We start from the raw sequence: 26,038 nt of genomic DNA on the forward strand, positions 1-26,038 counted from the left end.
CCTCACCCAAGCTTCGGCTCGCCGAGACCCGACAGTCGCTCGACGTGGCGCACGGTGGCGATGAAGTCGGATTCGCCATCTCCCTGTGCAACAAGCGATCCGTAGATTTCCCGCACCTGCGCTGCAAGTTGCAGTGGTACGCCGACGCGATGGCCGGCCCCGATGATGAGGTCGAGATCCTTGGCCATCTGCCGGCACGAGAAAGTGGACTCGAAGTTGCGCGTGGCCAGTGGCGGCGTCTTGTACTTGACCATCGGCGAGGCGACCGCACTATCATCCAGGACCTTGAGGATATCCGGCCAGGAGATGCCGCCCTTGCGTGCCAGCGCGAGACTTTCGGCCATCATTCCGGCAGACACCGCGATCATCAGATTGACCGCGAGCTTGGCAAATCGCGCCTCTTCAGCCACGCCGAGATAGGTTTGCGCGCGGGTGAACGTCGCCAGCACCGGCTGAACCGCATCGAACGCATCGCGCGGCCCCGACACGAAGCAGGTCAGCGCGCCGGTATGCGCGATCGCTGCATTGCCGGACACCGGCGCGCGCAGATAGGCCACGCCGCTCGCCTCTGCCGCAACACCAACTTCAGCCGATACTTCGGCGCTGACCGTGCTCGTCTCGATCAGAACCGCACCACGTGTCAGCTTGTTCAGCAGGCCGTCTGGTCCGAGCACCACGGAACGCAGCGCCGCATCGTCGGGCAGCGATGTGAAGATGATGGCGTGGTTTGCAGCGGCGTCTGCGGCCGAGTTGGCCGTCTGAAGCCCAAGCTGCTGTGCCAACACCAAGCGCTGTTGGCCCGGGTCGTAACCGGTGACGCGGATACCGGCCTCCACCATACGGCCTGCGATCGGCAAGCCCATCTTGCCAACGCCGATCCAGGCCACGGCCTGAGCTTGATCTCTCGACGGGGTTGTCATGCCGCTTTCTCCTGACGTTCGATCTCGGAGACGATGCGCATGCCTGATCGCTCGAGTTCATTCTTTTTGTGGTCGATGTTCTCCGCCAGCAGGCGTCCGCCTCGCTTGCGCCAGATGCCATCGATCATGACCGCCTCGATATTGGTGATGCTGGACTGCATCAGGACCGTGGAAACCGGATCATGGACCGGCCAGAGATTCAGGTCCGTGGCATTAATGACGACCAGATCCGCCTTCTTGCCCGGCGTGAGCGAGCCGATGCTGTCTTCGCGCCCGAGCATGCGGGCGCCCTCGATGGTGATCCAGCGCAAGGCCTCGCGTGTCGTGATTGTCGTCACCGCTGGAATGGCACCCGTGGCCTGCCGGCTCTCGGCATTGTCCAGCGCGCGCTGCATCGACAGTGCGATGCGACCGACGTTGAACATGTCGCCCGGCAGCACGGATTCCAGATCGACCCCGAGCGATGGCCGCGATCCCAGCTTCAACAGCCGCCCGGTGATCGGGTAGCCGTGGCCCTGATTCATTTCATTTTCCGGCGTGACCGAGAACGACACGCCGAGATCGACAAGCTGACGCAGCAGATCGTCGGGAAGATCGTTGCCGTGCACGATGTTGATGCCGGGACCGACGAGGCCGGCTGCAATCAGTCTCGCCCAGCCACCCGGCGTCTTGGCCGGGCCTCCGCCCTGATGCATCGAGGCAATCAGATCGAACTCACGCGCCAATTCGAAATCATGGATGGCAACATCCATGGTCGAATAATGAGGACCAAGAATCGCAAGCCCGAGGGTGACGCGGTCGCTGCGGTTAGACAGCGCCCCTGCCAGGAAGCGCTCGACCTCACGGCGCGGATGCGGAACCTCGGAGAAGTGCGGCTGCCCCGGCGCCGCCTCCGGTTTCGGCGAGCCGTGGAAGAAGGCGGCACGGATGCCGCTCTCTTTCAGCGCTGCGACGGCGCTATCACTGTGCGCAGGCGTTGGATTGTTGTGACACCAGTCAACCAGCGTGGTGGTGCCGCAATTGATCTGGTTCAGCGCGCCCATCAGCGTGCCGATATGGATATCCTCGGGACGAAAGACCGTGGCCAGTCCCGCATGCATCCGGCGGAAATATTCGGGAAGCGTCCAGTTCGCGGAGAAGCCGCGCAAGGCGGTCTGCCACGTATGCATATGCGCGTTGACAAGGCCCGGAATGACGATGCGGCCACGACCATCGACGATCTCCGCGTCACCGGCATCGAGGCCCGGCCGGATGTCGACGATGCGATCGCCATCAACCAGCAGGTCGGCTTGCGCGAGATCGCCGATCGTGTCGTCCATTGTCAGAATGGTGGCGGATTTGATGAGCGTGCGCGTCGCCGTCATCGCAACGCCTCCGCTACGACCGGAGGTTCGCCCGCCCAGGCCCGCGCGATCAGATCGTGGATGGCATCGCGTTCCAAAGGCCGCGGGTTCCAGTAGGCATTGCTGACGGCAAGGTCGGCGGCGCGTTCTATGCCGTCCTTCGGCATTCCCAGATCGCGCAGCGCGACTTTGGCGCCAAGTCCCTGCGTAAGATCGAACAGTCCCTGCGCGGCCTGTCCGGCGCCAAGCGCGCGCGCGACGCGAGCCGCCGCAACCGGCACGGCGGGAGCATTATAGGCCATCGCATGCGGCAGGATCACCGTGTGGGTTTCGGCATGTGGCAAATTGAACGTACCGCCCAGCGTATGGCAGAGCTTGTGGTGCAGCCCCATGCCGACGGCGCCGAGACAGGCGCCGCACAACCAGGCAGCGCGCAGGGCATCATCGCGTGCCGCCGCGTTGTCCTCGCCAGCCGCGAGCTTCGGCAGCGCGCCGGCGAACAGGCGAATGCCCTCTTCCGCCATCAACGACACGACCGGATTGGCATCGCGCGCATAGAGCGCTTCGACAGCGTGAGCGATTGCATTGACGCCCGATGTCACGGCAAATGCAGGCGGCAATGTGCGTGTCAGGTCGACGTCGTAGATGACCGTTTCGGGGAGTATCTTCGGGCTCGATTGCGTGGTCTTCAGTCCCTCGCGGGTCTCACCCAGGATCGGCGTCATTTCGGACCCGGCATAGCTGGTCGGTACGACGATTTGCGGCAGGTCGGTCCGTAGCGCGATCGCCTTGCCTAGCCCGATGGTTGAACCACCGCCCACCGCGACGATGCCGTCGGCCTGCAGAGCCTTGACCTGCTGCATCGCAAGTTCGGTCACATCAACCGGCGTATGCATCACCGCACCGGCATAGACGCCCGCCGCTCTGTCACCGATCAGGGCGGCAATCTGCTCGCCGTGAGATTTCTGCTGGTCTGTCGTCAGAACGAGTGCGCGCTTAACGCCGAGTCGGTCGAGCTCGGCGGCCAGATCTGCCAGCCGTCCCGAGCCGAAGACGACCCGCATGGGCGCCGCCTGATAGACAAAGCTCTCCATCATTCCATCCCTGATCGTCGACGCCGTTAGGGCGCTTCTGCTGCATTGCACCAAGGCATGCAGCGGATTTTCGCTACCATCATTCCCGTGCACACGTTTGTCAAGAAACTCTGCACACGTTTGTCAATTTGTGCAAGATGAGGCATTCTCACGTGATCGTTAGCGGATACGACGACGCGCGCGAGCAGGCTGGATGGCGATGCCCAAAAAAACCAAGAACACCAAGAAGACGTCACCCGCGCTTCAGGAGCGGTCGTCGCGTAAGACAATCATTGATGTCGCGAAGTGTGCTGGCGTCCATTGGTCAACGGTGTCGCGCGGGCTCAATCCCGAGAAGCGCCACCTGATCTCCCCAGAAATGATCGAGCGCGTCGAGGCTTGCGCGAAGAAACTCGGTTATCGCGCGAACGCGATGGCGTCGGCGCTTCGCACGCAGCGCTCTCGTACCGTTGGCGTCATCGTTTCAAATCTGGGTGACCCCGTGCATCCGCCGATTGTCCGCGCGATCGAAGACAGTTTCGCCGAGATTGGATACGTCACCATTGTCGGCAACACCGACAACCATCCGCTCAGGCAGGCCGCGCTGATCGAACGGTTCATCCAGCAAGGCGTCGAGGGGCTGATCGTCGCGACCTTCGAGCGAAACGATCCCGGCATTGCAGCCTGCGTCGAGGCGAACATTCCAGTCGTCGCGGTGTTTCGCGATCCTGAAAGCGAATTCATTCCGAGCGTCCGGGTCGACGACGCGAAGGCAATGGAACTGGCGGTTCATCATCTCGCCGAGTGCGGGCACAGGCAAATTGCTCATGTCGGCGGCCCGCAAAATGTGTCGACGGGTTACCACCGCTATCGCGGCTTCCGGCGCGCTTGCAAAGCCCTGGCTCAAGACGGAGTTGCGCCCACTGCCGTCTTCGGTGAGGCCTTTACGGTCGAGGAAGGCGAGTTCGCTTGCGAGCGTTTGCTGACGGAGAACCCCAATATTACGGCGATTGTGGCTGGCAACGACATGCTGGCCGTAGGCTGCCTTCGGCACCTGAGAAACAAAGGCATTTCATGTCCCGGCAACATCTCGCTGGTCGGCATGAACGACATGCTGTTCATGGATGCGATAGCACCGGCGCTGACGACCATCAGTACACCGACTGCGGAACTGGGAACGCAGGCGTCTCACATTCTTATTGCGATGATCAAGGGAACGCCGGTTCAAAACGATCGGATCGTACTGAAGCCGGTTTTGCTTGCGCGGGATTCTGTCGCCGCGATCAAGCTGCCGACCAGGACACGTTCGTCAGATTTTTCTGACGCGGCCAAAAGAGAAGTCAGAATACGGCACCGACAAAGCTAAGCCAAACCTGACGCACGCTGCGGCGGTGACATGGAAAAGTGTCGGCGACTGATCCGAGTTTGCCGAGAACGGGGCGCTCAGACGCGATCCGTTACAGATCTGGCTTCTCGACCGAAATCAGAAGTTTCCGCAGCAGCCGCGTGAGCGTTTGACGTTCGTTGGCTGTCAGCACCTCGTCGACCGACCGGGACAGCTTGAAGTGCTGGGCAATCGCCTTGTCGACGGAATTGCGCCCCTTGGCCGTAAGCGTGATCCGCGCGCCGCGGCCATCTTCAGGATCCTGGCGCCTGACGATGAAGCCGTCCTGCTCGGCACGCCGCAGCCGCGCGGTGAGCCCGCCCGACGACAGCAGGCACTCCGCATAGAGGTCAGTCGGTCGAACACCGATACTGCTATCGGCCTCGCGGCGGTAGATCGTCAGGAGCAGGTCGAACAATTCCCAATTGAAGCCCTGCTCCTCGAGTGCGGGCTCGATGGCGCTGCGCATATGCACGGACAGCCGGACAATCCGGCCGACGACGTCGAGGTGGCCGGCGTCGAGGTCGGGCCGCCGCCGGCTCCAGCCGGCAATGATCTCATCAATCGAATCGGTAGTCATGCTGATCAGCATATAGGCACGGGGCACCGAATATATGCAAATTCATCTATCTTTGCGCCAAGATATTTTATCTTGACTCAAAGATAGTTTGACCTCACGCTTCGTGACGGGTTGACCGGATGCCACCTCGCGAGAAGGTCACGAGGTTTACCAACGCCCGCCATCGAGGAAATGATCATGACAGCCAAGCCGGCCTTTGCGACCTCGCCCACCAATCCGCACGTCAAGGAAATCCAGACGATGCCGGAGCGGAAGCCGGACATGCCTTATGCGCCAGCGATCCGTGTCGAAGTGCCCTGCGGGATGTTGTTCATTTCCGGAGCAACGCCCTCGCCGCTCTATCACAAGCATCCCCACGTTCTGGAGGAGCACGATCATCCGAATTCGATCGAGGACCAGACCCACCGCGCCATGCAGACGATCCAGTCGATCCTGGATCACGAAGGGCTGACCTGGACCGACATCGTCAAGGTGACGAAGTACCTGACCGACATCCGGGACCAGGACGGTATGGTGAAGGTGATGAAGGAATATTTCGGCGACTGGACGCCGGCCAGCACCACCATCTGCATCAACCAGCTCTCGACCCAGGGCGCCCGTGTCGAGCTGGACATGATCGCCGCCATTCCCGTGCAAAAATAGACCGGATGTGACCTCCCGCCGGCCCCGGGTCATCGGGCCGAACGAGGCCGACAATGATGCACGGCACTGAAAATCAAGATGAGCAAGGGGACCGCTCGCTGCACACCCCAAAGGGGTCTGAGTCGCGGGCGCCCGGAAGCGAGGCCGATGCACCGCTGCTGCGTCTGGTCGGCATCGACAAATCCTTTCCCGGTGTGCATGCGCTCAAGAACGTATCGCTCGACGTCTATGCCGGTGAGGTCCATGTCATCCTCGGCCAGAACGGCGCAGGAAAGTCGACGCTGATCAAGACGCTGTACGGCGCCTATGCGGCCGATCGCGGCTATATCGAGATCGAGGGCCGGCGGGTCGCCGTCGCCCGCCCGGCCGATGCCAGCGCGCTTGGTATCGCCGTCATATTCCAGGAATTCTCGCTGATCCCGTATCTGGACATCGCACAGAACATCTTTCTCGGTCGCGAAGCCGCATTCAGTCGCTTCGGCCTCGTCGATTCCGCGGCCATGCATGCAGCCGCACGCATCATCCTCGACGATCTCGGGCTCGACTACGACACCCACGCATACGCCGCCGATCTCGGCGTGGCTCAGCAGCAGATGGTGGAGATCGCCAAGGCGCTCTCACAGAACGCGCGGGTGCTCGTGATGGACGAGCCGACGGCGGCGATCTCCGAGCGTGAATCAGATCGCCTGTTTCAAACTATCGCGCGATTGACGGAGAAGCGCGTCGCCATCGTCTACATCTCCCATCGCATGAAAGAGGTGCAGATGCTCGGCGATCGCATCACCATCCTGCGCGACGGCGCCGTCGTGACCAGCGTGCTGCGCGATCAGAAAAGCCAGGCCGAGATGGTCGGCGCGATGATCGGGCGACCATCGGGATCGCAGCTCGCACGGACGCCGCGCCCGCCCGGCGAGCCTGTCCTGTTCGCCAGGGGTGTGAACACGGCCAAACTGTCGGACATCTCCATCGAAATTCTCGCCGGCGAGGTGGTGGGGCTTGCCGGCCTCGTTGGGTCCGGCCGGACCGAAGTGGTTCGCGCCTTGTTCGGCGCGGATCCAATCGCGAGCGGCGAGATCGCTCTGTTCGGATCGCGCACGCCGGCCACGCTGGACAGACGGGTGCGTGCGGGCATGGCCCTGCTCCCGGAAGATCGCAAACGGGAGGGATTGGCGCTGCCACTCGATGTCCGCGACAATGCGACGGTCGCCTCGTTGTGGCGCAGCTTCGCCTCCGGCTGGTTCTCACCGGCCAAAGCCGAGCGGGACACACGCGGGCTGATCGCACAGCTCGACATTGCCGCCCATGGCACGCGCCAGAGCGTCCACACCCTCAGCGGCGGTAATCAGCAGAAGGTCGTGCTGGCCAAATGGCTGGCCGCGGGAGCCAAACTGTTTCTGCTGGACGAACCGACGCGCGGTGTCGATGTCGGCGCCAAGGCCGAAATCTATCGCCTGATCGATCAACTGGTCGATGGCGGGGCCGGTGTCGTCGTCATCAGTTCGGAACTGCCGGAGCTCGTCCAGCTCTGCGACCGCGCCTATGTCATGCGCGACCATCGCATCGTTGGGCATCTCGCCGGTGACCAGCTAACCGAGCGGGCCATCCTCGAACTGGCGGTGCATCAATGAGCGTGACGATCCAGCTGCAGCGCAGGTCCGGCATGGGCCAGTTCCTCAGCGCAATCCCCGGCGCCGGCCTCCTGCTGATCCTGATGCTGGTGCTGTTCACGATCGTCAATCCGAGATTCGTGTCCCAGACCAACCTCATCAATGTTGGCTTGCAGACCTCGCTACTGCTGATGCTCGCCCTGCCGATGACGCTCATCATTATGACCGAGGGCCTCGACCTGTCGGCCGGAGCTCTGCTCGGGCTGAGCGGCGTCATCGTCGCCGAGGCGCTTCTTGCCGGATGGGGCGTGCTCGCCGCTTGTACGGCGACGCTGGCGGTGAGCATTGCCTTCGGGGCCCTCAACGGCATCCTGATCGCCTATCTGTCGCTCCCTGCCTTTGTCGTCACCCTCGGCACCATGGGGCTGATGCAGGGGATTGCGCTGGTGCTCACCAATGGAGATCCGGTCGGCGGTTTCACGCCTGCCATTGAAACCTTCTATCGCTCCCAGCTTTGGTTCATTCCGACGCCGATCGCGATCGCGGCCGCCCTTTATGCCGCGCTGTGGCTACTGCTCTATCGCACTCGGCTCGGCAACTACGTGATCGCCATCGGCGGCAACAAGGACGCGCTGCGTCTCGCCGGCATTCGCGCCAATCTCGTCCACCTCGCCGTCTATGTGCTCGGCAGCACGATCATCGGCCTTTCGGCGGTGTTGCTGATCGGACGCACCAATTCAGCGCATCCGACCGTCGGCATCGGCATGGAGTTCGAGGCGATCGCCGCAGTCGTGCTCGGCGGCACCTCCTTCGAAAAAGGACAGGGCTGGCTGTTCGGTGCCGTGCTCGGCGCGCTTGCCATCACCGTGCTGCGCAATGGACTCAACATTCTGTCCATCGACTCATCGCTGCAGGTCGTGTGCATCGGCATCCTGCTCATCCTCGCGTTGCTGATCGACCAGGCGCGCAAGCAATTCGTGAGGCGTACGGCATGACGATCCCGGCAACGCTCGATATCCGCCCATCGTCCCTGTCGCCCGACGCTGCGGCCCTGCTCGGCCGGTTCGTGCTGATCGTTCTGATCGCCGGCGCATTGACCGCGGTCGATCCGGGATTCGCGTCGGTGAGCAATCTGCTGAATATGCTGCGGCAGGCGAGCCTGCTGTTTCTCATCGCGTCCGGCCTCACACTCGTCATCATCGGCGGTGGGCTCGATCTGTCGGTGGGCGCCAATCTGACGCTGTCGGCCTGTCTCGCCGCTGCCGCGATCAAGACCACCGGCAATCCGTGGTACGGCGTTGCGGTCGCCATCGGCGCCGGCACGCTGATCGGTTACGCTAACGGGCTGATGATCAACCGCCTGCAGTTGCCGCCTTTCCTTGCGACTTTCGGCATGCTGTGGGTGGCGCAGGGCATCGCCTACTGGTTCATGGCCGGGCAGACGATCTACGGCATGCCGATGTCGTTTCGCTATTTCGGCACCGGCTTCTTCCTCGGCGTTCCGCTGCCGATCTGGATCACGCTTGTGGTCTGTCTCGCCTGCAGCATCCTCCTGCACCGCACGACCTTCGGCCGCGAGGCGTATTTCATGGGCGCCAACCAGACCGCCGCGCTGCTGTCCGGCGTCCCGGTCGAGCGTCGTCGGCTGCTGCTCTATGTGCTCAGCGGCTTGACGGCGGGCATCGCGTCTCTCGTCTATCTCGCACGCCTCAATGCCGCCGAGCCCGGAATCGGCGAGCCGTTGCTGCTTCCTGCTATCGCCGCAGTTCTGGTCGGCGGCACATCCTTGTTCGGTGGCAACGGCAACATCGTCGGCACCGTGCTTGGCGCCATCCTGCTCACCATCATCGTCAACGGCCTCAATCTGCTGAATGTTGCAGCGACCTGGCATCCCTTCGTCAACGGCGCCGTCGTCCTGGTCGCCATCATTGCGGATCTCGTCATCAGCCGACGCCGATCAGGGAGCGGATAGACCCGGCATCACCAGTTCACCACACGTCTCGTCATTCACAACCAGAGGGGCCATCATGCGAACCACCCGATCTATCCGATGCGTTCTTGCCGCCGTCATTTGCGGCACCCTGTTCAATTCGGCGGCGCGCGCCGATGGCGAAGTGATTGCAGCCTTCACGAAGAACCAGGTGGACCCGCATTTCGAGGGTGTGCGCGCCGGCGTCGCGCAGATGGCGGAGAAAATGCGCGCGACGGTCAAATATTACACGCCGACCAAGCCGAACAATATCACCGAAGGCATGTCGCAGCTCGAGGACGTCGGCGTGACCAAGCCCAATCTGATGCTGTTCATGCCGATCGATGCCAAGGCGCAATTGCCGACGATCAAGCGCCTGATCGAATCCGGCCTGCCGATCATCAACTACAATGACCGCGGCGGCGACGCTCCCTATCTCTCCTTTGTCGGCCAGGACGATTACAAGCTCGGCTATGACATTGCCAAGACGCTGTTCGACCACCTCGGCGGCAAGGGCAATGTGGTGATCCTCGAAGGCGTCAAGGGCTCGACCACGGGCGACGAGCGCAAGCGCGGCTTCGACGCTGCGGCCAAGGACTATCCGAATATCAAAGTACTGGCCTCGCAGCCCGCCAACTTCCAGCGCCTGCTCGGCATGCAGACGATGGAGAACCTGATCCAGCAGTTCAGCACCATCGACGGCGTGATCGCCGCTGCCGACGCGTCCGCCCTTGGCGCCATCGAGGCACTCAATGCAGCCGGCCGCAAGAACGTCGCGGTGGTCTCGATCAATGGCGTGCCGGAGGCTGTCGAAGCCGTGAAGGCCGGCAGCCTGCTGGCAATCGCGGAGTTCGACGGCTTCAAGATCGGCTGCGTCGCCACCGCGGTCGGCCTGAATGCCATTCGCGGCCAGAGTGCGCCGAAGCAGATCACGATCCCCGGTGCGATCATCACCAAGGCCAATTATGCGCCCTGGCTCGTCCCCTACAAGGACCGGACTTGCCCGACGCCGGACGCGTATATCGCGAAGTAGCGCTAACGGGCCTGCAGACGCGTCGCGTGCTGCAGGCCCGCCTTCTTACTTTGTCGCCCCGTCCGTCGACATCGCGATGAGCTTGCCATAACGCTCCGCATCGCCGCGCAATTCGGCCTCGAACGCTTCTGGCGTCGAGCTGGCGATGTCGGCGCCCTGCGCGGCGAACTGCTTGATCAGGGCCGGATCGCTGAGCGCCTCGGCGAGATCGCGCGCGATCTGGCTGACGATGGGTTTCGGCACCGCCGCGGCGGCGAGCATGCCGAACCAGCTATCGTAGGTGAATTCGGGGAGCCCTGCCTCGGCGAAGGTTGGTACATCAGGCAGTTGCGCCATGCGGCTCTTGCCGGTGACTGCCAATGCGCGCAACTTTCCCGACTGGATCAGGTCGCCACCGACGCCGAAGAAAGTGAAGGCAACCGAGGTGTCGCCGCGCATGATGCTGATCTGGGATTCCGGCAGTCCGCGATGCGGAATCAGCACCATCTTGGTCTGCGTGAGATGCCTGAACAGTTCGGCGGCGATACCGGTGGAACTACCGACGCCGGCAGAGCTGTAGCTCAGCGAATCCGGCTTGGCCTTTGCCGCAGCGATCAGTTCGGCCAGCGTCTTGAACGGCGCATCCGGCGGCACGATCAGGATGGACGGCGTCGATCCGACGCGGCTGATCGCAGCGAAATCCTTGATCGGATCGAAGTTGAGGTTCTTGTTGACCACGCCGATCACGCTGTGGCCGTTCGAGGTCAGCATGATCTGCGAGCCATCGGTCGGGCCTTTGGCGACGCTGCTGACACCGGCGATGCCGGGCCTGTTCTCGACGATGACTTGCTGCTTCCACTTCGCAGCAAGCTTCTCGGCCACCGAACGGGCAAGGATGTCGGTGAGGCTGCCACCCGAAAACGGCACGATAATACGCACGAGCTGGTTCGGATAAGTCTGTGCAATGGCTCCGCTGCCCATCAGCGCCGCAGTCGCGGCGAGGCCAGAGCCGATCATGAAGTGTCGGCGATCCATCATTTTCTCCCTTAAAGAACCAAGTGCCGGGCTTTCAGCCTCTCGCGGTGTTGGGCAGCGGCATTGCAAGCAACACCACCGCCGGTCGTTTCGTCTCGTTGCGCAGCGCGCGCGTCTCGTTGGGCGCGATCCGGCAGGAATCCCAGATGCCGAGGGTGGCGATGCCATCCGGCGTCTCGAAGGTTACTTCGCCTTCGAGGACGACATAGAACTTCTCCTCCGGCGAGGCCGAGGGCGTAATGCCGCCGCCCGGCAGAATCTGGCTCATGCCGAGCCACATCACATCGCCCGGCCCGGCGTCGCGGCCCTGCAGGCGGAACATCCGCATGTCATTGTGGCCAGGGGCTTCGTAGCGCGGGGCATCGTTCAGGCGGACAACATGCATGGCTTCACCCGTTAGGCTGAAAAACAAGACGATCGCGCGAGGAGCCGAGCACGGCGACATAGGCCTCTGCAGCGCGCTCCAACGGGTAGATCGCGTCCGGCTTAATCGGAAACGGCTTCAATGCGCCGCTGGCGAAACCCGGCACCAATTCACGCAGTATCTCGCCGGCTTCCGGCGATGACAGCGACAGCGAGTCGACACCGAAGAAGGTGTGCTTGCCGCGATAGAAGGCGAAGATATCGAACGGCACGGTGGCCTTGGTGGAGGCAATAAAGATCTGGCGGCCGAGATGCGCGAGCGATTTCGTGCCGGCGTCGTAATACGGTTCGCCGACTGTGTTGTAGACAATGTCCGCGCCCTTGCCACCGGTGAGTTCGCGCACGGTCGCGGCGACGTCATTGCGGCTGGAATCGACGACGGTCACCTCGCCATGGGCATGGCCAGCATATAGCTCGTCCTTGCGGACGACGCCGATCACGCGAGCGCCCTGCCATGACGCGATCTGCGTCGCCGCCTGACCGACCTTGCCGTTCAGACCGAGGATCAACACCGTCTCGCCGGGCTTCGGCATGCCGCTGCGGCGAAAACCTTCTTGCGCGGTGACAAATGGCACGCCGATGCCGGCCGCCTCCGCGAGGCTGATATTGATCGGCTTCTCGACCAGCGCAGACGCTTCCACCACCAGATGCGTGGCATGGGTGCCGTCGCGGCCGATCCCGAGTTGGCCGGACGAGCCGAATACTTCCTTGCCGATCAGGTCGGTCGGCCCATCGATCACGACTCCGGCGAAGTCACGGCCGGGCGTGCGGGGGAAGACCGCATGCGGCATCAGACCGAGCGTCGCCTTGGCGTCCGACGGATTGATCGCGGCGGCCCTTATCTCGACCAGCGCATCGCCTGACCTGGCGCAGGCGAGTGTGCGTTGCTCGATGCCGAGCGCCACATTCTCGATGCGATCAGCCTTGGCGGCGACCCGCAGGCATGTTGCGGTGACGCTGGAGGAAGTCTTGGCGGCTGCAGTCATTTCAGTCCTCGAATGCTGTGTTATGCGGCGCCCGGCAAATCGAACAGCGCGCGTGCTTCAGCAGGCGTCGCGATCTGCGCGCCGAGTTCTTCGATGATGCGGCGTGCCTTGTCCACCATCACGGCGTTCGACGACGCCAGTACGCCGCGGCCGAGCATCACCGCATCTTCCAGACCGGTGCGGGCATGACCGCCGGCGAGCACCGATTGCGCCACCATGGGAAATGTGGAGCGGCCGATGCCGATAGCCGTGAAATGCGCATCCCGCGGCAGCAGACCGCGCGCATACAGCACCGTTTCCGGCGACGGCTGGAAGCCGTATTTCACGCCCATCACGAAGGAGGTGAGCGCCGGGCCGCTGAGCGTACCGTCGGCGAGGAGATCGTGCAGCAGCGCGATATCGCCTGAATCGAACAGTTCGATCTCGGGTTTCACGCCCGCCTCGCGGATGACCTTGGCCATGCGGCGCACATTGCCGGGCGTGTTGATCACCACCTGTCCGCCGGAATTCATGGTATTGAGATCGAGCGTGCAGATGTCGGGCTTCAGCGCCGTGATATGGGCGACGCGTTCTTCCGGGTTCATCAGCGTGGTGCCAGCGGCGGCGACCTTGGGATCGTCCTGCGAAGGCACGAAGCGACCGCCGGGACCGGTGGTGATATTCAGGATCAGGTTGCGATTGCGCTCGCGAATGCGTCCGACGACGTCCTGATAATATTCGAGCTTCATCGACGGTGCACCGGTGCCGGGCTCGCGCACATGGATATGCGCGACTGCCGCGCCGGCTTCTGCGGCACCGAGGCAGGCGTCGGCGATTTCTTCCGGCGTGATTGGCAGATGCGGGGTCTGGTCCGGCCGCGTCAGATTGCCGGTGACGGCGCAAGTGATGACGATCTTGTCGAGCATCGGGCGCATCAATCTCTCCTTATAACGCTCGGCCGCCGTCAACGACGATCAGCGAGCCGGTGGAATAGGTCAGGTGGGTGGCGCAGGCCGCAATTGCGCGGCCGACATCCTCGGCCGTCGCAACACGCTTGAGCGGAATGGTTCCCGCGACCTTTTCAAGCGCGGCCGCATCGCGGCCCGGCACAAAGTCAGTGGCCACCACGCCCGGCGACACCGCCATCACGCGCACTGCCGGCGCCAACGCCCGCGCGAGCGACTTGGTCATGGTGTCGATGCCGGCCTTGATCGCCGCGTAAGCCAGATTGGAGCCGACGCCATTCAGCCCCGCGATCGACGACACGTTGACGATCAACCCGTCGCCGCTCGCCTTGAGGAGCGGCGCGAAGGCGCGGATGGCCGCGAACTGGCCGCGCCAGTTCACCTTGAACATGTCGTCGATGAAATCGTCGGTCAACGCGTCGAGATCGCCGATCGGGATCGGCTTGGTGTAGCCGGCGGTGTTGACGAGAATATCGCAGCGGCCGAACGCTCGCTCCACCTCGCCGGCAAGCGCCGTCAGCGTTGCGCTATCTTCAATTACCGCGCGTCTGGCGAGATGGCCTTCGCCCGGAAGGCCGGCCAGCAACGCGTTGGCGGCTGCTTCGCCAGAGCGCCAGGTCACGACGACACGGGCACCTTCGGCTGCCAAAGCTTGCGCGGCTGCGGCGCCGATGCCGCCCGAACCGCCGATCACCACGGCTACCTTGTTAGCGAGAATATCCGACATCGACAGCTCACTTGATGGGAGGATGCGGGAGGACGGCTTCGCCGGGCTCCATGACGAATGTGTAGTTGAGGCTGAACCATTCGCCAGCGACATCCGGCGCTGGCGACGCGCCTTCGCCCTTGCGGAAATCGCCAATCAGCGCACGCGTCACGCCGAATACGACGTCGCTCTCCAGATGCTCGTCGTCATCGACAAAGATCTGCGTGATCAGCGTCTTGAAGCCTGGCTTGAAGGCAAGCACATGCAGATGCGCCGGCCGGAACGGATGCCGGCGCTGCGCGGCCAGCATCTCCCCGGTCGGACCATGGGTCGGCACCGGATAGCCAGCAGGCTTGACCGAGCGGAACGCGAAGCGGCCATTCGCATCGGTCTCAAACACGCCGCGCAAATTCATGTCAGCCTGACCCGCGTCCTGGTTTTCGTACATTCCCGACGGCGAGGCCTGCCAGACATCAACGCTGACACCCGGGAGCGGCGCTCCCAGTGCGTCGGTGATGCGGCAATCGACGAACAGTGGCGCACCGGGCGTCGGCGAACGCAAGATCGAGGCACCATTCTCCACACGCGGAGCGTTCGCCCGCCAGAACGGCCCTAGCAACGCTGCGGCGGTCTCGCTCGCGCCGTCCTGGCCGTTGTTCAACAGGCAGACCAACGTCGAGAGCCCGACTGCATCGCTGAACAACACGCCCTCGTTATGGCTGTCGTTGGTGGTCTGGCCGATCCGGTTGAGGAAATCGATGGCGAATTCGAACTCCGCCTCGGTCAGCCGGACCTCGCGGGCAAATTCGTGCAGATGACGAACGAAAGCGGCCATGACCGTGCGCAACCGCTCGTTCGGCGCACCGCTCATCGCGGCAAGCACAACGTCGGTCACATCCTCCTGACGCGTGATGATCATCGACACTCCCTCACATTGCGATTTTTTGGCTGTCCACGCTGCGCAATCGATTGCACATTTAGTGCAATCGATTGCGCAAGTCAACCGCACCAGCTAGTTTGGAGATCGTGGCAGGGATGACGACAATCAAAGACGTGGCGCGCGAGGTGGGAGTGCACCCCTCCACCGTATCGCGCGCGCTCGACCCTGCCCGCCGCGGACGGATCGGCGAGCCGGTCGTGCGCCGGATTCTGGAAGCAGCGGAGCGGCTGGGTTACCGCCCGGACACGGTGGCCGCGAGTCTGCGCAGTGGCCGTTCGAACATGGTCGGCATCATCGTCCCGGACATCGCGAACCCCGTCTTCTCGCCGATCATCGGCGGCCTCGAAGACGTGCTATCGGCGCGCGGCTACGCGCTGATTGTCGCCGACCCGCAACCGCAACGGACGGGCACCGACGACATCGTTCAACGGCTCGTGGCGCGCCGCGTGGATGGCCTCGTGCTGGCGAATGTCGCGCTCAAGGATAATTCGATCGAGCGTTGTCTGAGTTGGAAAGTCCCAGTCGTGCTTGTCAATCGCGCGGAGGCTGAGGCGCGTGTGCCTTCGGTGGTCTCGGACGATGTGGCCGGCATGCGGCTCGCGGTTGCGCATCTTCTCGAACTTGGACATCGCCACATCCTCCACCTCGCCGGCCCGCAAATGCTATCGACCGGATCGCTTCGCCGCCGCGGTTTCTTGGAGGCAATGCACGAAGCCGGTTTCGCGCCGGCCGACAATGACATCGAAGAGGCTGAAGCATTCACGCGCGAGGCAGGACGCGCTGCCGCACTCAGACTGCTCGCACGACAGCCTGAGGCCACCGCCATCGTCGCAGCCAACGATCTCCTCGCGCTCGGCATCTATGAAGCGTTGCGCGAAACGGGCCGGCGATGTCCAGAAGATCTGTCAGTGATCGGTCACAACGACATGCCGCTGGTTGATCTGGTGGATCCGCCGCTGTCCACGATCCGCATCAGCCACCGCGAGATGGGTGAACAGACCGGCCAACTCCTGCTCGACCTGATCGAAGGCGTCCGCGGCGATGCGCCTTATGTCGTCACAGCGCCCCTGCTCGTCGTGCGCCGCTCGACACAGCCACCAAGGATCTCGCGATAAGCCAGCGTTGGATCTGATTAATTGAGCCAGCGTGATTCTGGTTTGCCCCTCGCTTTGAACCAACGGCAGACTCGCATACACCCCTCCGACTTTCCTTATCAATTCGGCCAATCCAGAAGCGGCTACGCCCAAAAGATAACAAGCGAGTGATCAGACCGGAGCGAGTTGCATGACAGATCTGACGTCATATGAGATGCATTGAACATTCATCTGCAGTAATGCGGCGCTATTCCACATTTCATATGAAGAAGCTGGGCGGTTCCCACGCTAGGGAACGTAAAATGCCCGATGTTTCTCGCCGCGCTCAACTTATCCTGTTGAAAAACGATCTGCACATCATGCGAGGCCGGGCCCAACGCCTGGATCTAAGCGATGTAGCCTTGTTGATCTCAGAAGCTGTTCAGTTGCTCTCCAATCAGCCGGAGATTTCTAAATCTGACCAGCCGCGCGCCTAACCGCATTGTTTGTCATTGGTGCGCTCAGTTGCCAGGACAAACATACCGACAGCCGCTGCGGTCACCAAAAACGGCATAATGATAAGGGCCATTGACGCCTCCTTGTCGAAGTTGATCTTCGAACATGACGCAGCATCTCTTATGCGGCTCGCTACTTCCCTAAAGCGGATGGTGAACAGAACCATACGGAGAGATTTGGTTGAGAAATGCCAAATTCATGAATGATAAAGTATGCGATCCGCGCAACGTCCAGCGCGCCAAATGTCCGCCTTGCGCCAGGAGCGGTAACGCATCACGTCGACTTTGTGTCAGAAGCGGGCATTCGCCAGCAGGGTTCCCCCAAAGCAGAGCAGGCGGACATCTCTTGCACTGTCCGCCTCCTCCAGGGATAGCTTAGACCTCCAGCTTGTCTCCACCCTTCAGATCAAGCATCTCGCGCGCTTCATCCGGGGTCGCGATCTCAAGACCCAAGCCTTCGACGATCTTGCGCGCGAGCGTGACCTGCTCGGCATTCGAGGAGGCCATGCGACCTGGCGCCGCCCACAGCGAATCTTCCAGACCGACGCGGATATTGCCACCCATGGCCGCGGCCATCGCCGCGATCGGCAGCTGATTGCGACCGGCGCCGAGCACCGACCAGACATACTTGTCGCCGAACAACCGATCCGCCGTGCGCTTCATGTGCAGCACATCTTCGGGATGTGCACCTGTACCGCCCTGCAAACCGAACACCGTCTGGATGAACAGCGGCGGCTTCACCAGCCCCTGTTCGAGGAAGTAGGCCAGATTATAGAGATGCGCAGTGTCGTAACATTCGAACTCGAAGCGCGTGCCCGTCTCCGCCAGCGTCTTCAGCACATACTCAATGTCCTGGAATGTATTGCGGAACACGATGTCCTTGTTCTGCAGGTGCTTCAATTCCCAATCATGTTCGAACTTCTTGAAGCGGTTCAGCATCCCGAAGAACCCGAAATTCATTGAGCCCATGTTGAGCGACGCCACTTCCGGCTTGTAGACCGCGGCAGGCCGTACGCGTTCATCCACCGTCATGGTGGGCGCACCGCCGGTGGTCAGATTGATCACCGCATTGGTGCGCTGCTTGATGATCTTCAGAAACGGCGCAAAGGCTTCGGGACTTTGATCGGGTTGCCCGGTCTTCGGGTTGCGCGCATGCAGATGCACGATGGCGGCGCCGGCTTCCGCCGCATCCACGGCAGCGTCGGCGATTTCCTGCGGCGTCACCGGCAATGCCTTGGACATTGAGGGCGTATGAATAGCGCCCGTCACGGCGCAGGTGATGATGACTTTGCGGCTCATGTCAGTCTCCGTCTTGCTGTTAAGAGATGGTGTAGTCAGGATTTTTCGCCCTGCGCGGCCTTATGGGCCGCGAGCGCAGCGAGGCGTTCGTTTCGTTGCTGTGTGAGCGCCGCAATTCGGTCGGGCGACGGCTGATGCGGCCAGGCCGCTATCACCCGGTCGACATTCGGGCTTTGATAAACCTCCGGCCCTGCCGATGCAGCGGCCAGCTCCTTGTAGAAACCGGTGTAGCGCGCGCAGTAATCGGGGATGCCGCCGGGCGCATTGAGCTCGATGGTCTCCAGCGGGCCCAGAAACGACCAGCGCAGACCGAGACCGTCCTTCACAGTGTGATCGAGATCCTCCGCGGAGACATAGCCTTCGCCGACCAGACGGAACGCTTCCGCCAGCAAGGCGCCCTGCAGCCGATTGAGGATAAAACCGTTGATCTCGCGGTTGACGGTCACGGGGACCTGCCCAATCTCGCGATAGATTTCACGCGCGCGGTCGATAGTCCCCTGCGAGGTCCAGGATGCGCCGCATAGTTCGACCAGCGGCACCAGATGCGGCGGGTTGACGGGATGACCGACGAGGCAGCGCGCGCGCCCCGGAAGCGCTTCCGTGAAGCGAGAGGCGACGATTGCCGAGGTGGATGATGCGAGCAGTGCATCCGGAGGCGCAAGACGATCCAGCTCGGAAAAGATGGCGATCTTCTGATCGACGTTCTCCGGGCCATTCTCCTGTACGAAGGAAACGTTCTTCACCGCATCGGCCAGACTTTCCGCTATCGAGATGAACGCGGCGGCGCCGTCGGGGTCATTGGCAAGTCCGTGGCGGGCGAGCGCATGCAGTTCATCGCGAATAAGCCCGGGCGCAGCATCCAGCGTCGGGCGATGCGGATCTGTCAGCCGCACGGTCCATCCAGCGCGCGCGAAAATCGCGGCCCAGGCGCGTCCGATCAAGCCAACGCCGACGATCGCTACATGTCGATTGTTTAGTGTCATTGATGTTCTCACAGCCACAGCACCTTGCGGCGCAGATCGAGATCGTCACGCAGGGCCTTCGACGGCCCCTGATGAATTACCTTGCCCCGTTCCAGCGCCACCGTCGAATCGGACAAAGCCAAAGCCAGATCGAGATTATGGTCGACGATGATGATGGCAATTTCCTTGCGAAGCCGGTCAAAGGTTTCAAACAACTGCTCCACGACCGCGGGCGCCAATCCTTCGAATGGCTCATCCAGCAACAAGACGCGGACGTCGCCCGACAACGCGCGCGCCACGGCCACCATCTGCTGCTCGCCGCCTGACAGATAGTCGGCGGGACTGTCGAGACGCTCACGAATGCGGGGGAAATAGTCGTAGATGCGCTCGCGGGTCCAATGCACACCATTGCCAGTCTGCCGCTTGAGACCACCAAGTTCGAGATTTTGCTCGACGGTCATGCCTGCGAACAAGGCGCGTCCCTGCGGTACGTAGCCGATGCCGAGCCGCGCGGCTTCCGCAGACGACAGGCCGATCAACTCGCTGCCTGCCAGTTGAATAGAGCCATTCGATGCCGGCGCGATCCCGATCAACGACTTGAGCAAGGTCGACTTACCCGCGCCATTGCGCCCGAGCAGTGCGATGATCTCGTTCTCGTGCAGGGTAAAATTGACGTCGTTGAGAATATGGCTCTTGCCATAGAACGTATCGACATTCTTCACCGTCAGCAGCGGCTTCGCCCCCGCCGCGGTCTCGCGGGGGCGCGCAGCCACAGCCGTCGTGCCCGACCCGATATAGACTTCCTGCACCTTCGGGCTGGACCGCGCCTCTTCGACGGAGCCATCCAGCAATACGCGTCCCTCATTCATGACGGTGACGTGGTCGGCCAGCTGGAACACCCGATCGATGTCATGCTCGACCAGCAGGACCGGTAAATCGGTCGAGATGCGCTTGATGATCGCACCGATACGTTCACGTTCGGCAGCAGCGAGGCCTGCAAGCGGTTCGTCAAGCAACAGGACGCGCGGCGCTGTAGCCAGCGCGACGCCCATATCGAGCAGGCGTTGGCCGCCGTAAGACAGCATGCCTGCCTCTGCCTTCTCGATTCCAGCGAGGCCGAGATAGCGGATCACCGCATCGGTCTCCGCGTTGATTGCGCTAATCGATAGCGCGTTGGTCACGGGATCGAAGCGCCGCGGATGCCGTGCTTGCACCGCGAGGCGGATATTTTCGCCAACACTGAGCGCGGGAAACAGGTTGGTAATCTGGAACGAACGCCCAATGCCGGCCCTTGCAATATCTTCCGGTGTATGGCCTGCGATCGGCATGCCCATCAGCGACACGCTTCCCTGATCCGGCTTGTACATACCCGACAGCAAATTGAACGCCGTGGTCTTGCCGGCACCGTTCGGGCCGATCAGCGCATGCAGCGTGCGATCGGCGATGGCGATATCGATGCCCTGCACGGCCTTGATGCCACCGAAACTTTTCACGATATGGCTGGCAGCGAGTACCGCTCCGTCGACTGACGACTTCGGTCGCAAAAACTCCGGCAGTGGTAGCACTTCGATGCGCCGCGCCGACATTGCCGCGTCTTCTTCCACTTTCTTGCGGAATGGCGCGATCAGCCGCTCGCCCATACCGATTAGGCCGGTAGGCGAGAAGATGATGAAGCCAACGAAAACGAGACCGAACCAGAACAACCAGTTCTCGGAATAGATGCCGAGAAACTCACGAAACAGAATGAAAAACAGCGCACCGAGCGCCGGCCCGAGGAAACTGCGCATGCCGCCGATCACGACCATGGCCAGAAGCTCGCCAGAGAACGCCACCGAAATGGGATCCGCCGACGTCATACGGTTCTTGTAGAGCAGCAGAATGCCGGCCAGCCCGGTGATGGTAGCCGACAGCACGAAGGCGGCGAGCTTGTAGCGATTGGTGGGATAGCCGAGGAAGCGCGCGCGCTGTTCGTTCTCGCGGATCGCCACCAGCACCGAACCGACCGTGGAATTGTGGAAGCGCCACAGCAGGATCAGCACGAGAAACGCGATCAGCGCCACGAACCAATAATAGGTCGCACCCGCATCGAGGTCGAAGCCAAGCAGTGCCGGCCGGGTGATGCCGCCAAGCCCGTTCTCGCCACCGGTGACGTCAGTCCAGCGGAAGGAGACGCTGTAGAGCATCGCCGCGAGCGCCAGCGTCAGCAGCGAGAAATACACGCCGCGGCGGCGCAGGATCAGGTAGCCAAAGGCAGCCGCCGTGATGGCCACCACGACAAGCGCAAGCAGCGTCGGCCCGACGAATGAATTCGGCATCCAGTTGCGCTGGATCAGCGCTGCCGCATAGGCCGCGAGGCCGAACCAGGCGCCATGACCGAACGAGACGAGACCGGTGTGCCCCACCAGGATATTCAGGGCCATGCAGGCCAGTGCGAAGACGACGATCTCCGTCGCCGACGTCACAGTCAATCCGAGCGCCAGCAAGATCGGCGGCAGGATGAGCAAGCCGACGCCCGCGATCAGCAATGGAACGGGAAGACGATTCAACATTGGCATCGCCTTACTCGAACCGCATGATGCGTTCGCCGAACAAGCCGCGCGGCCGGAACAGCAGCACCAGAAGCATCAACAAATAGATCGCCGCCGTGGACGCCGCCGAATAGCCGATGCCGACCATGACGCCCTTGACCAATCCGACCAGCAGCGCAGCGATTACCACGCCCCAGAACGAGCCGAGGCCACCGATCACGACCACCACGAAGGCGGGGGTGATGATCTCCTGCCCCATCGCCGGATGGATCGAATAGATCGGCGCCAGCAACACGCCCGCGAGTCCCGCAAGACCAATACCCAGCGCAGCCACCACCGACATGTAAGGTTGTAGCGAGATGCCGAGCGCTCCGACCATGTCAGGATTCTGAACGCCAGCCCGGACCACGCGGCCGAATGAGGTCTTCTGCAGCAGCACCCAGAGCCCGACCACACAGGCCACGGCAATGCCGAGCAGCACCACGCGATAGAACGAATAGATGAAGCTTCCGATCGCGACCTGACCGCGCAGCGCTGGCGGGATCGAATAAGACAAAGGCGGCGCGCCGAAGATCATGCGCAAGGCCTGCTCGGCGACCATCGCGAGCCCGAAAGTCAGCAGCAGCGAGAGAATGGGATCTGACCGATAGAAGCGCCGGAACAACGTCCGCTCGATGACAACACCGAGCAGCGCAACGACAACGGGCGCCACGACGAATGCACCGCCGAAGCCGAGATAGGGCGAAATGACAAGGGTAAGATAGGCGCCGATCGCATAGAACGCGCCATGCGCGAGATTCACGATGCCGCCGAGCGAAAAGATCAGCGACAGGCCAAGCGCAATCAGAAGATAATAGACACCATCAAGCAGTCCGTTGAGGATCTGCTGGGTGAGCAACATGGCGGACATGATATGGGCTCCGCAGTCGCGCGCTGACGCGCATCTGACAGGGGTCGGAAGGGCAAGACGAAAGCAACTTCGCGAGCAGAATGTCGGCGTCTCGCCCGAAGGCGAAACGCCGACATTGTTACTAGCTCGGGAATTTGCAGACGTTCTCTTCCGGGGTGGACGCAATCACCTCGAGCGGTTCATCCGGCCCCGGGACGGCCGGGCTCGATGAGAAGATGTCCCACTGGTTCTTGATCTTGTCTGCAGGCAGTGCCGTCACCGCATACATTTCGTGCATCAGCTGATGATCCGATGCGCGGAAGTAGCCGGGACGTGTCTTCAGCAGATCGAACTTCGCGCCCTTCTCGAAATGCTCGATGATCTTCGGCGACTCGGCCGATTTCAGCTCGTTGATGCTCTGCGCCACGATCTTCGTGGCGATGTAGTCGCCCCAGGCCTGATTCTCCGGCGGCTTGTTGTACTTCTTGGTGAAGGCAGCGACGAAGGCCTTGCTGCCGGGCGTGTCCAGCAGATGATGCCAGACCACAGGCCAGGTGCCGACGAAATTGCCCTTGCCTGCAGCCCAGGCCAGAGCCGTGTCGAAGCCGAAACCGCCGACCGGAAAAGTCAGACCGAATTCGGCATATTGCTTGAGAAAGTTGGTGATCTGGTTGCCGGCAAGATTGATCACCACGAGATCAGGCTTGGCCTCGCGGATCTTGAGGAGATAGGCAGAAAAGTCCGTGGCGTCGGTGGGCACCAGGTCGTCGCCAGCGAAATTACCGCCATTGGCCTGCATGAAGCGCTTCGATACGCTTAGAAGGTCATGGCCGAAGGCATAGTCGGCCGTGAGCGAGTACCACTTCTTGCCCTTCACGAGACCATCGCGCAGGAATGAGCGGCCGACCGTCTTTACATACATCGAGTTCTGCGACTCGACGTGGAACATATAGCGCTGGCAGTCCTTGCCGCGTAGCGCATCGGAATTTCCGCCGGTGTTGATGAACAGCGTCTTGTTGCGCGTGGCGACCTGCGCGATGGTCAGACACGATGCCGAAGAAATTTCGCCGATGATACAGGCGACCTTGTCGCGCTCGATCATGCGCTCCGCCTTGGTCGAGGCCGTCTGAGGATTGATCGAGTCCTCCTTGAGCAGTTCAACCTTGCGCCCCATCATGCCGCCAGCGGCATTGATCTCCTCAACAGCGAGATCGATGGCCATCACGCCATATTCGCCGAGCGGGCCGAGAAAGCCGGTACGCGGCGTGAGATGGCCGATGCGGATGACGTCGGAGGTCTGCGCGCTCAGGACCGATGGCGCAGAGAGGCCGGAAGCAAGTGCGAGACCACCCGCGGTCTTCAGCAGACTGCGGCGGGTGAATTGATTGGTGTTCGACATCAGATTCGTCTCCCTGATACGGCCGCGCGGCGCGGCTGTTTCCCCTCCGGCAGGCGCCGCACTCTTCTGTCGAGAGGGCTTTGTCCGCTTGCCGTGATCTGTGATCACAGTTAGAGTTGCAAAAGACACGGACTTTGTCGAGTCCCTCCCTGTAATTTCGCGACGATACCCGGAGACTGCGTTGAACCTGCCGACTGCGCTGACCCTTGTGGAGCCGCTCGACCGCCAGACGCTTGGCGAGCGCGCTTACGCGCAACTGGCGGATTTGCTCATCTCGGGCAGGCTCGCGCCTGGCGAAAAGCTGTCATTGCGTATGGCCGCCGAGGTGCTCGGCGTGTCGATCATGCCGGTGCGCGAGGCGGTATCACGACTCGTCGCCGACAAGGCATTGGAAGTCGCGGCAAACCGTGCCGTGCGCGTGCCCGTGATGTCGGCCACGCAGTTTCGCGATCTGACGAAGGTACGTATCGCTATCGAGGGTCATGCCGCAGCAGAAGCAGCGCGACTACGTGGCGACAGCAATCTCGCTTCCATCGCGATCGCAGAAGCGGCCATGCGCGCAGAAAGCGAAATGAAGGCACCCGACCTGCCGCGCGCCGTCGAACTCAACAAGACGTTTCACTTTGCCGTTTACGAGGCCGCGCAGTCGCCGATCCTGGTCGAGATCATCCGTGCGCTCTGGCTCAAGGCTGGCCCCGTCATCAATCTCGATCTGCGCGGCAATCCCGATCGTCTCGCCAAGGGTGAAGCCATCCGGTTTCATGCGGACGTTCGCAAGGCGATCGAGATCGGTGATGCCGAAGCTGCCAAAGTCGGGATCGCTGCCGATATCACCAGCGCTGCCAATTTCATCCTGTCGCGCGGCGGCCTCGCCGCCTAGTCCTCACAAAGTCCCCGGAGCCACCATGGATCTCAACATCAAGGGTTTGCGCGTCATCGTTACCGCGGGCGCCAACGGAATCGGCCTGGCCATCGCACGCGCCTTTGCCGGTGAAGGCGCACGCGTTCATGTCTGCGATGTGGACCAGGCTGCTCTTGCCACACTCACAGCGAGTGATCCCACAATCACCCAGACCCATTGCGACGTTGCTGATCGTGCGTCAGTTCAAAGGCTGTTCGATGAGGCAACAGCCAAACTCGGCGGCCTCGATGTCCTCGTCAACAATGCCGGCGTCGCAGGCCCGACCGCCAAGGTCGAAGAGATGCACCCCGATGACTGGGATCGCTGCCTGAACATCTGCCTGACCGGGCAATTCAACTGCACGCGCCTCGCCGTGCCGCTGCTACGCCAGAGCAGCAATGGCTCCATCGTCAACCTGTCCTCGGCGGCTGGCCGCGTGGGCTTCGCGATGCGCTCGCCCTATGCCGCAGCGAAATGGGGCGTCATCGGCTTCACGAAATCGCTCTCCATCGAGCTCGGCCCCGACAACATCCGCGTCAACGCGATCCTGCCTGGCCTCGTCGCCGGCGATCGCCAGCGACGCGTGCTGGAAGCCAAGGCGCAGCAGCGCGGCATTTCCTTTGCGGAGATGGAGAAAACGGCGTTCTCCTATACGTCGATCAAGGATTACGTCACGCCAGAGCAGATCGCCGACCAGATCCTGTTCCTGGCCAGCCCGCGCGGGCGCACGATCTCGGGCCAGGCTATTTCGATCTGCGGCGACACCCAAATGCTGGGCTAGCCGTCGACGCTCAAGACTCGAGCAAGCCAACTGACGAGACTGCAAAACTAAGTTCGCAGTGGGTCAGGTACGGACACCGCGAAGCCGATGCTTTATGTCGGCCGGAGCGCACTGCACGAAATAGGCA

25 protein-coding genes are annotated in these 26,038 nt (G+C 62.2%); 10 read left to right on the top strand and 15 right to left on the bottom strand.

What is annotated here, in order from left to right; all coding sequences use genetic code 11:
- Positions 1-2: 2 nt before the first annotated feature.
- From AB7783_RS16290 to AB7783_RS16300, 3 genes are read right to left on the bottom strand one after another with little or no spacing between them, the layout of a single operon-like run.
- Positions 3-920, bottom strand: coding sequence for an NAD(P)-dependent oxidoreductase (locus tag AB7783_RS16290; RefSeq protein WP_441278217.1), 918 nt, complete (start codon positions 918-920; stop codon positions 3-5).
- Positions 917-2,284: an amidohydrolase family protein gene (locus AB7783_RS16295; RefSeq protein WP_093756893.1), complete on the bottom strand. Its 1,368-nt coding sequence runs from the start codon at positions 2,282-2,284 to the stop codon at positions 917-919. The genes AB7783_RS16290 and AB7783_RS16295 overlap by 4 nt, the downstream gene beginning before the upstream one ends.
- Positions 2,281-3,360 carry a maleylacetate reductase gene (locus AB7783_RS16300; RefSeq protein WP_441278218.1) on the bottom strand — a complete coding sequence of 360 codons (1,080 nt, stop codon included), beginning with the start codon at positions 3,358-3,360 and terminating at the stop codon, positions 2,281-2,283. Before AB7783_RS16300 ends, AB7783_RS16295 begins: the two co-directional genes overlap by 4 nt.
- Positions 3,361-3,550: 190 nt before the next feature.
- Between AB7783_RS16300 and AB7783_RS16305 the strand changes: the two genes are divergently transcribed.
- Entirely contained in the window at positions 3,551-4,702 is a 1,152-nt protein-coding gene (locus tag AB7783_RS16305) for a LacI family DNA-binding transcriptional regulator (protein WP_441278219.1), read from the top strand.
- A gap of 91 nt (positions 4,703-4,793) precedes the next feature.
- On the opposite strand, the gene AB7783_RS16310 is transcribed toward AB7783_RS16305, so the two are convergent.
- On the bottom strand, positions 4,794-5,312 hold the full coding sequence (locus tag AB7783_RS16310; RefSeq protein WP_093756896.1) for a MarR family winged helix-turn-helix transcriptional regulator: 519 nt from the start codon (positions 5,310-5,312) through the stop codon (positions 4,794-4,796).
- 165 nt (positions 5,313-5,477) lie between these two features.
- Between AB7783_RS16310 and AB7783_RS16315 the strand changes: the two genes are divergently transcribed.
- The 5 genes from AB7783_RS16315 to AB7783_RS16335 are packed head-to-tail and all read left to right on the top strand — an operon-like array spanning position 5,478 to position 10,551.
- Entirely contained in the window at positions 5,478-5,942 is a 465-nt protein-coding gene (locus AB7783_RS16315; protein WP_158550404.1) for a RidA family protein, read from the top strand.
- A 56-nt stretch (positions 5,943-5,998) separates the two neighbouring features.
- On the top strand, positions 5,999-7,570 hold the full coding sequence (locus AB7783_RS16320) for a sugar ABC transporter ATP-binding protein (protein WP_441279707.1): 1,572 nt from the start codon (positions 5,999-6,001) through the stop codon (positions 7,568-7,570).
- Entirely contained in the window at positions 7,567-8,544 is a 978-nt protein-coding gene (locus AB7783_RS16325; RefSeq protein WP_441278220.1) for an ABC transporter permease, read from the top strand. Before AB7783_RS16320 ends, AB7783_RS16325 begins: the two co-directional genes overlap by 4 nt.
- The gene (locus AB7783_RS16330) at positions 8,541-9,521 is read left to right on the top strand and encodes an ABC transporter permease (RefSeq protein ID WP_441278221.1); all 981 of its coding nucleotides are present in this window, start codon (positions 8,541-8,543) and stop codon (positions 9,519-9,521) included. Before AB7783_RS16325 ends, AB7783_RS16330 begins: the two co-directional genes overlap by 4 nt.
- 55 nt (positions 9,522-9,576) lie before the next feature.
- On the top strand, positions 9,577-10,551 hold the full coding sequence (locus AB7783_RS16335; RefSeq protein WP_441278222.1) for a sugar ABC transporter substrate-binding protein: 975 nt from the start codon (positions 9,577-9,579) through the stop codon (positions 10,549-10,551).
- Between the two features lie 45 nt (positions 10,552-10,596).
- On the opposite strand, the gene AB7783_RS16340 is transcribed toward AB7783_RS16335, so the two are convergent.
- The 6 genes from AB7783_RS16340 to AB7783_RS16365 are packed head-to-tail and all read right to left on the bottom strand — an operon-like array spanning position 10,597 to position 15,543.
- A complete protein-coding gene (locus AB7783_RS16340; RefSeq protein ID WP_175366263.1) occupies positions 10,597-11,565 on the bottom strand; it encodes a Bug family tripartite tricarboxylate transporter substrate binding protein in 969 nt (322 codons plus the stop codon).
- 34 nt (positions 11,566-11,599) lie between these two features.
- Positions 11,600-11,950, bottom strand: a complete 351-nt coding sequence (locus AB7783_RS16345) for a cupin domain-containing protein (protein ID WP_089265520.1) — start codon at positions 11,948-11,950, stop codon at positions 11,600-11,602.
- A 4-nt stretch (positions 11,951-11,954) separates the two neighbouring features.
- Positions 11,955-12,974: a quinone oxidoreductase family protein gene (locus AB7783_RS16350; protein ID WP_175366265.1), complete on the bottom strand. Its 1,020-nt coding sequence runs from the start codon at positions 12,972-12,974 to the stop codon at positions 11,955-11,957.
- A 20-nt stretch (positions 12,975-12,994) separates the two neighbouring features.
- A complete protein-coding gene (locus AB7783_RS16355; protein ID WP_441279708.1) occupies positions 12,995-13,879 on the bottom strand; it encodes a 3-keto-5-aminohexanoate cleavage protein in 885 nt (294 codons plus the stop codon).
- Positions 13,880-13,898: 19 nt separating this feature from the next.
- Positions 13,899-14,645 carry an SDR family NAD(P)-dependent oxidoreductase gene (locus tag AB7783_RS16360; RefSeq protein ID WP_441278223.1) on the bottom strand — a complete coding sequence of 249 codons (747 nt, stop codon included), beginning with the start codon at positions 14,643-14,645 and terminating at the stop codon, positions 13,899-13,901.
- A 7-nt stretch (positions 14,646-14,652) separates the two neighbouring features.
- Positions 14,653-15,543 (bottom strand): dioxygenase family protein, encoded by an 891-nt coding sequence (locus tag AB7783_RS16365; RefSeq protein WP_439078121.1) that lies wholly within the window; start codon positions 15,541-15,543, stop codon positions 14,653-14,655.
- A gap of 107 nt (positions 15,544-15,650) precedes the next feature.
- On the opposite strand from AB7783_RS16365, the gene AB7783_RS16370 reads away from it, so the two are divergent.
- Both AB7783_RS16370 and AB7783_RS16375 read left to right on the top strand, forming a co-directional pair.
- On the top strand, positions 15,651-16,679 hold the full coding sequence (locus AB7783_RS16370) for a LacI family DNA-binding transcriptional regulator (RefSeq protein WP_439079979.1): 1,029 nt from the start codon (positions 15,651-15,653) through the stop codon (positions 16,677-16,679).
- Between the two features lie 281 nt (positions 16,680-16,960).
- A complete protein-coding gene (locus tag AB7783_RS16375) occupies positions 16,961-17,134 on the top strand; it encodes a hypothetical protein (RefSeq protein WP_170849569.1) in 174 nt (57 codons plus the stop codon).
- A gap of 393 nt (positions 17,135-17,527) precedes the next feature.
- Here the strand turns inward: AB7783_RS16375 and AB7783_RS16380 are convergent, their stop codons facing one another.
- The 5 genes from AB7783_RS16380 to AB7783_RS16400 all read right to left on the bottom strand — a co-directional run bounded on the left by AB7783_RS16380 (position 17,528) and on the right by AB7783_RS16400 (position 24,229).
- Positions 17,528-18,451 carry a 3-keto-5-aminohexanoate cleavage protein gene (locus AB7783_RS16380; RefSeq protein WP_068734883.1) on the bottom strand — a complete coding sequence of 308 codons (924 nt, stop codon included), beginning with the start codon at positions 18,449-18,451 and terminating at the stop codon, positions 17,528-17,530.
- 35 nt (positions 18,452-18,486) lie between these two features.
- Positions 18,487-19,434: a 3-hydroxyacyl-CoA dehydrogenase gene (locus tag AB7783_RS16385; RefSeq protein ID WP_441278224.1), complete on the bottom strand. Its 948-nt coding sequence runs from the start codon at positions 19,432-19,434 to the stop codon at positions 18,487-18,489.
- Positions 19,435-19,442: 8 nt separating this feature from the next.
- Positions 19,443-21,962, bottom strand: a complete 2,520-nt coding sequence (locus tag AB7783_RS16390; protein ID WP_441278225.1) for a branched-chain amino acid ABC transporter ATP-binding protein/permease — start codon at positions 21,960-21,962, stop codon at positions 19,443-19,445.
- A gap of 10 nt (positions 21,963-21,972) precedes the next feature.
- On the bottom strand, positions 21,973-22,851 hold the full coding sequence (locus AB7783_RS16395; protein ID WP_068734877.1) for a branched-chain amino acid ABC transporter permease: 879 nt from the start codon (positions 22,849-22,851) through the stop codon (positions 21,973-21,975).
- 121 nt (positions 22,852-22,972) lie between these two features.
- A complete protein-coding gene (locus AB7783_RS16400; protein WP_441278226.1) occupies positions 22,973-24,229 on the bottom strand; it encodes an ABC transporter substrate-binding protein in 1,257 nt (418 codons plus the stop codon).
- Positions 24,230-24,410: 181 nt separating this feature from the next.
- On the opposite strand from AB7783_RS16400, the gene AB7783_RS16405 reads away from it, so the two are divergent.
- Entirely contained in the window at positions 24,411-25,109 is a 699-nt protein-coding gene (locus AB7783_RS16405; RefSeq protein WP_441278227.1) for a GntR family transcriptional regulator, read from the top strand.
- 25 nt (positions 25,110-25,134) lie between these two features.
- Positions 25,135-25,911, top strand: coding sequence for an SDR family oxidoreductase (locus AB7783_RS16410; RefSeq protein ID WP_441278228.1), 777 nt, complete (start codon positions 25,135-25,137; stop codon positions 25,909-25,911).
- The last annotated feature ends 127 nt before the right edge of the window (positions 25,912-26,038 follow it).

It is taken from the genome of Tardiphaga sp. 172_B4_N1_3, from assembly GCF_052076035.1.
Lineage (GTDB): Bacteria > Pseudomonadota > Alphaproteobacteria > Rhizobiales > Xanthobacteraceae > Tardiphaga > Tardiphaga robiniae.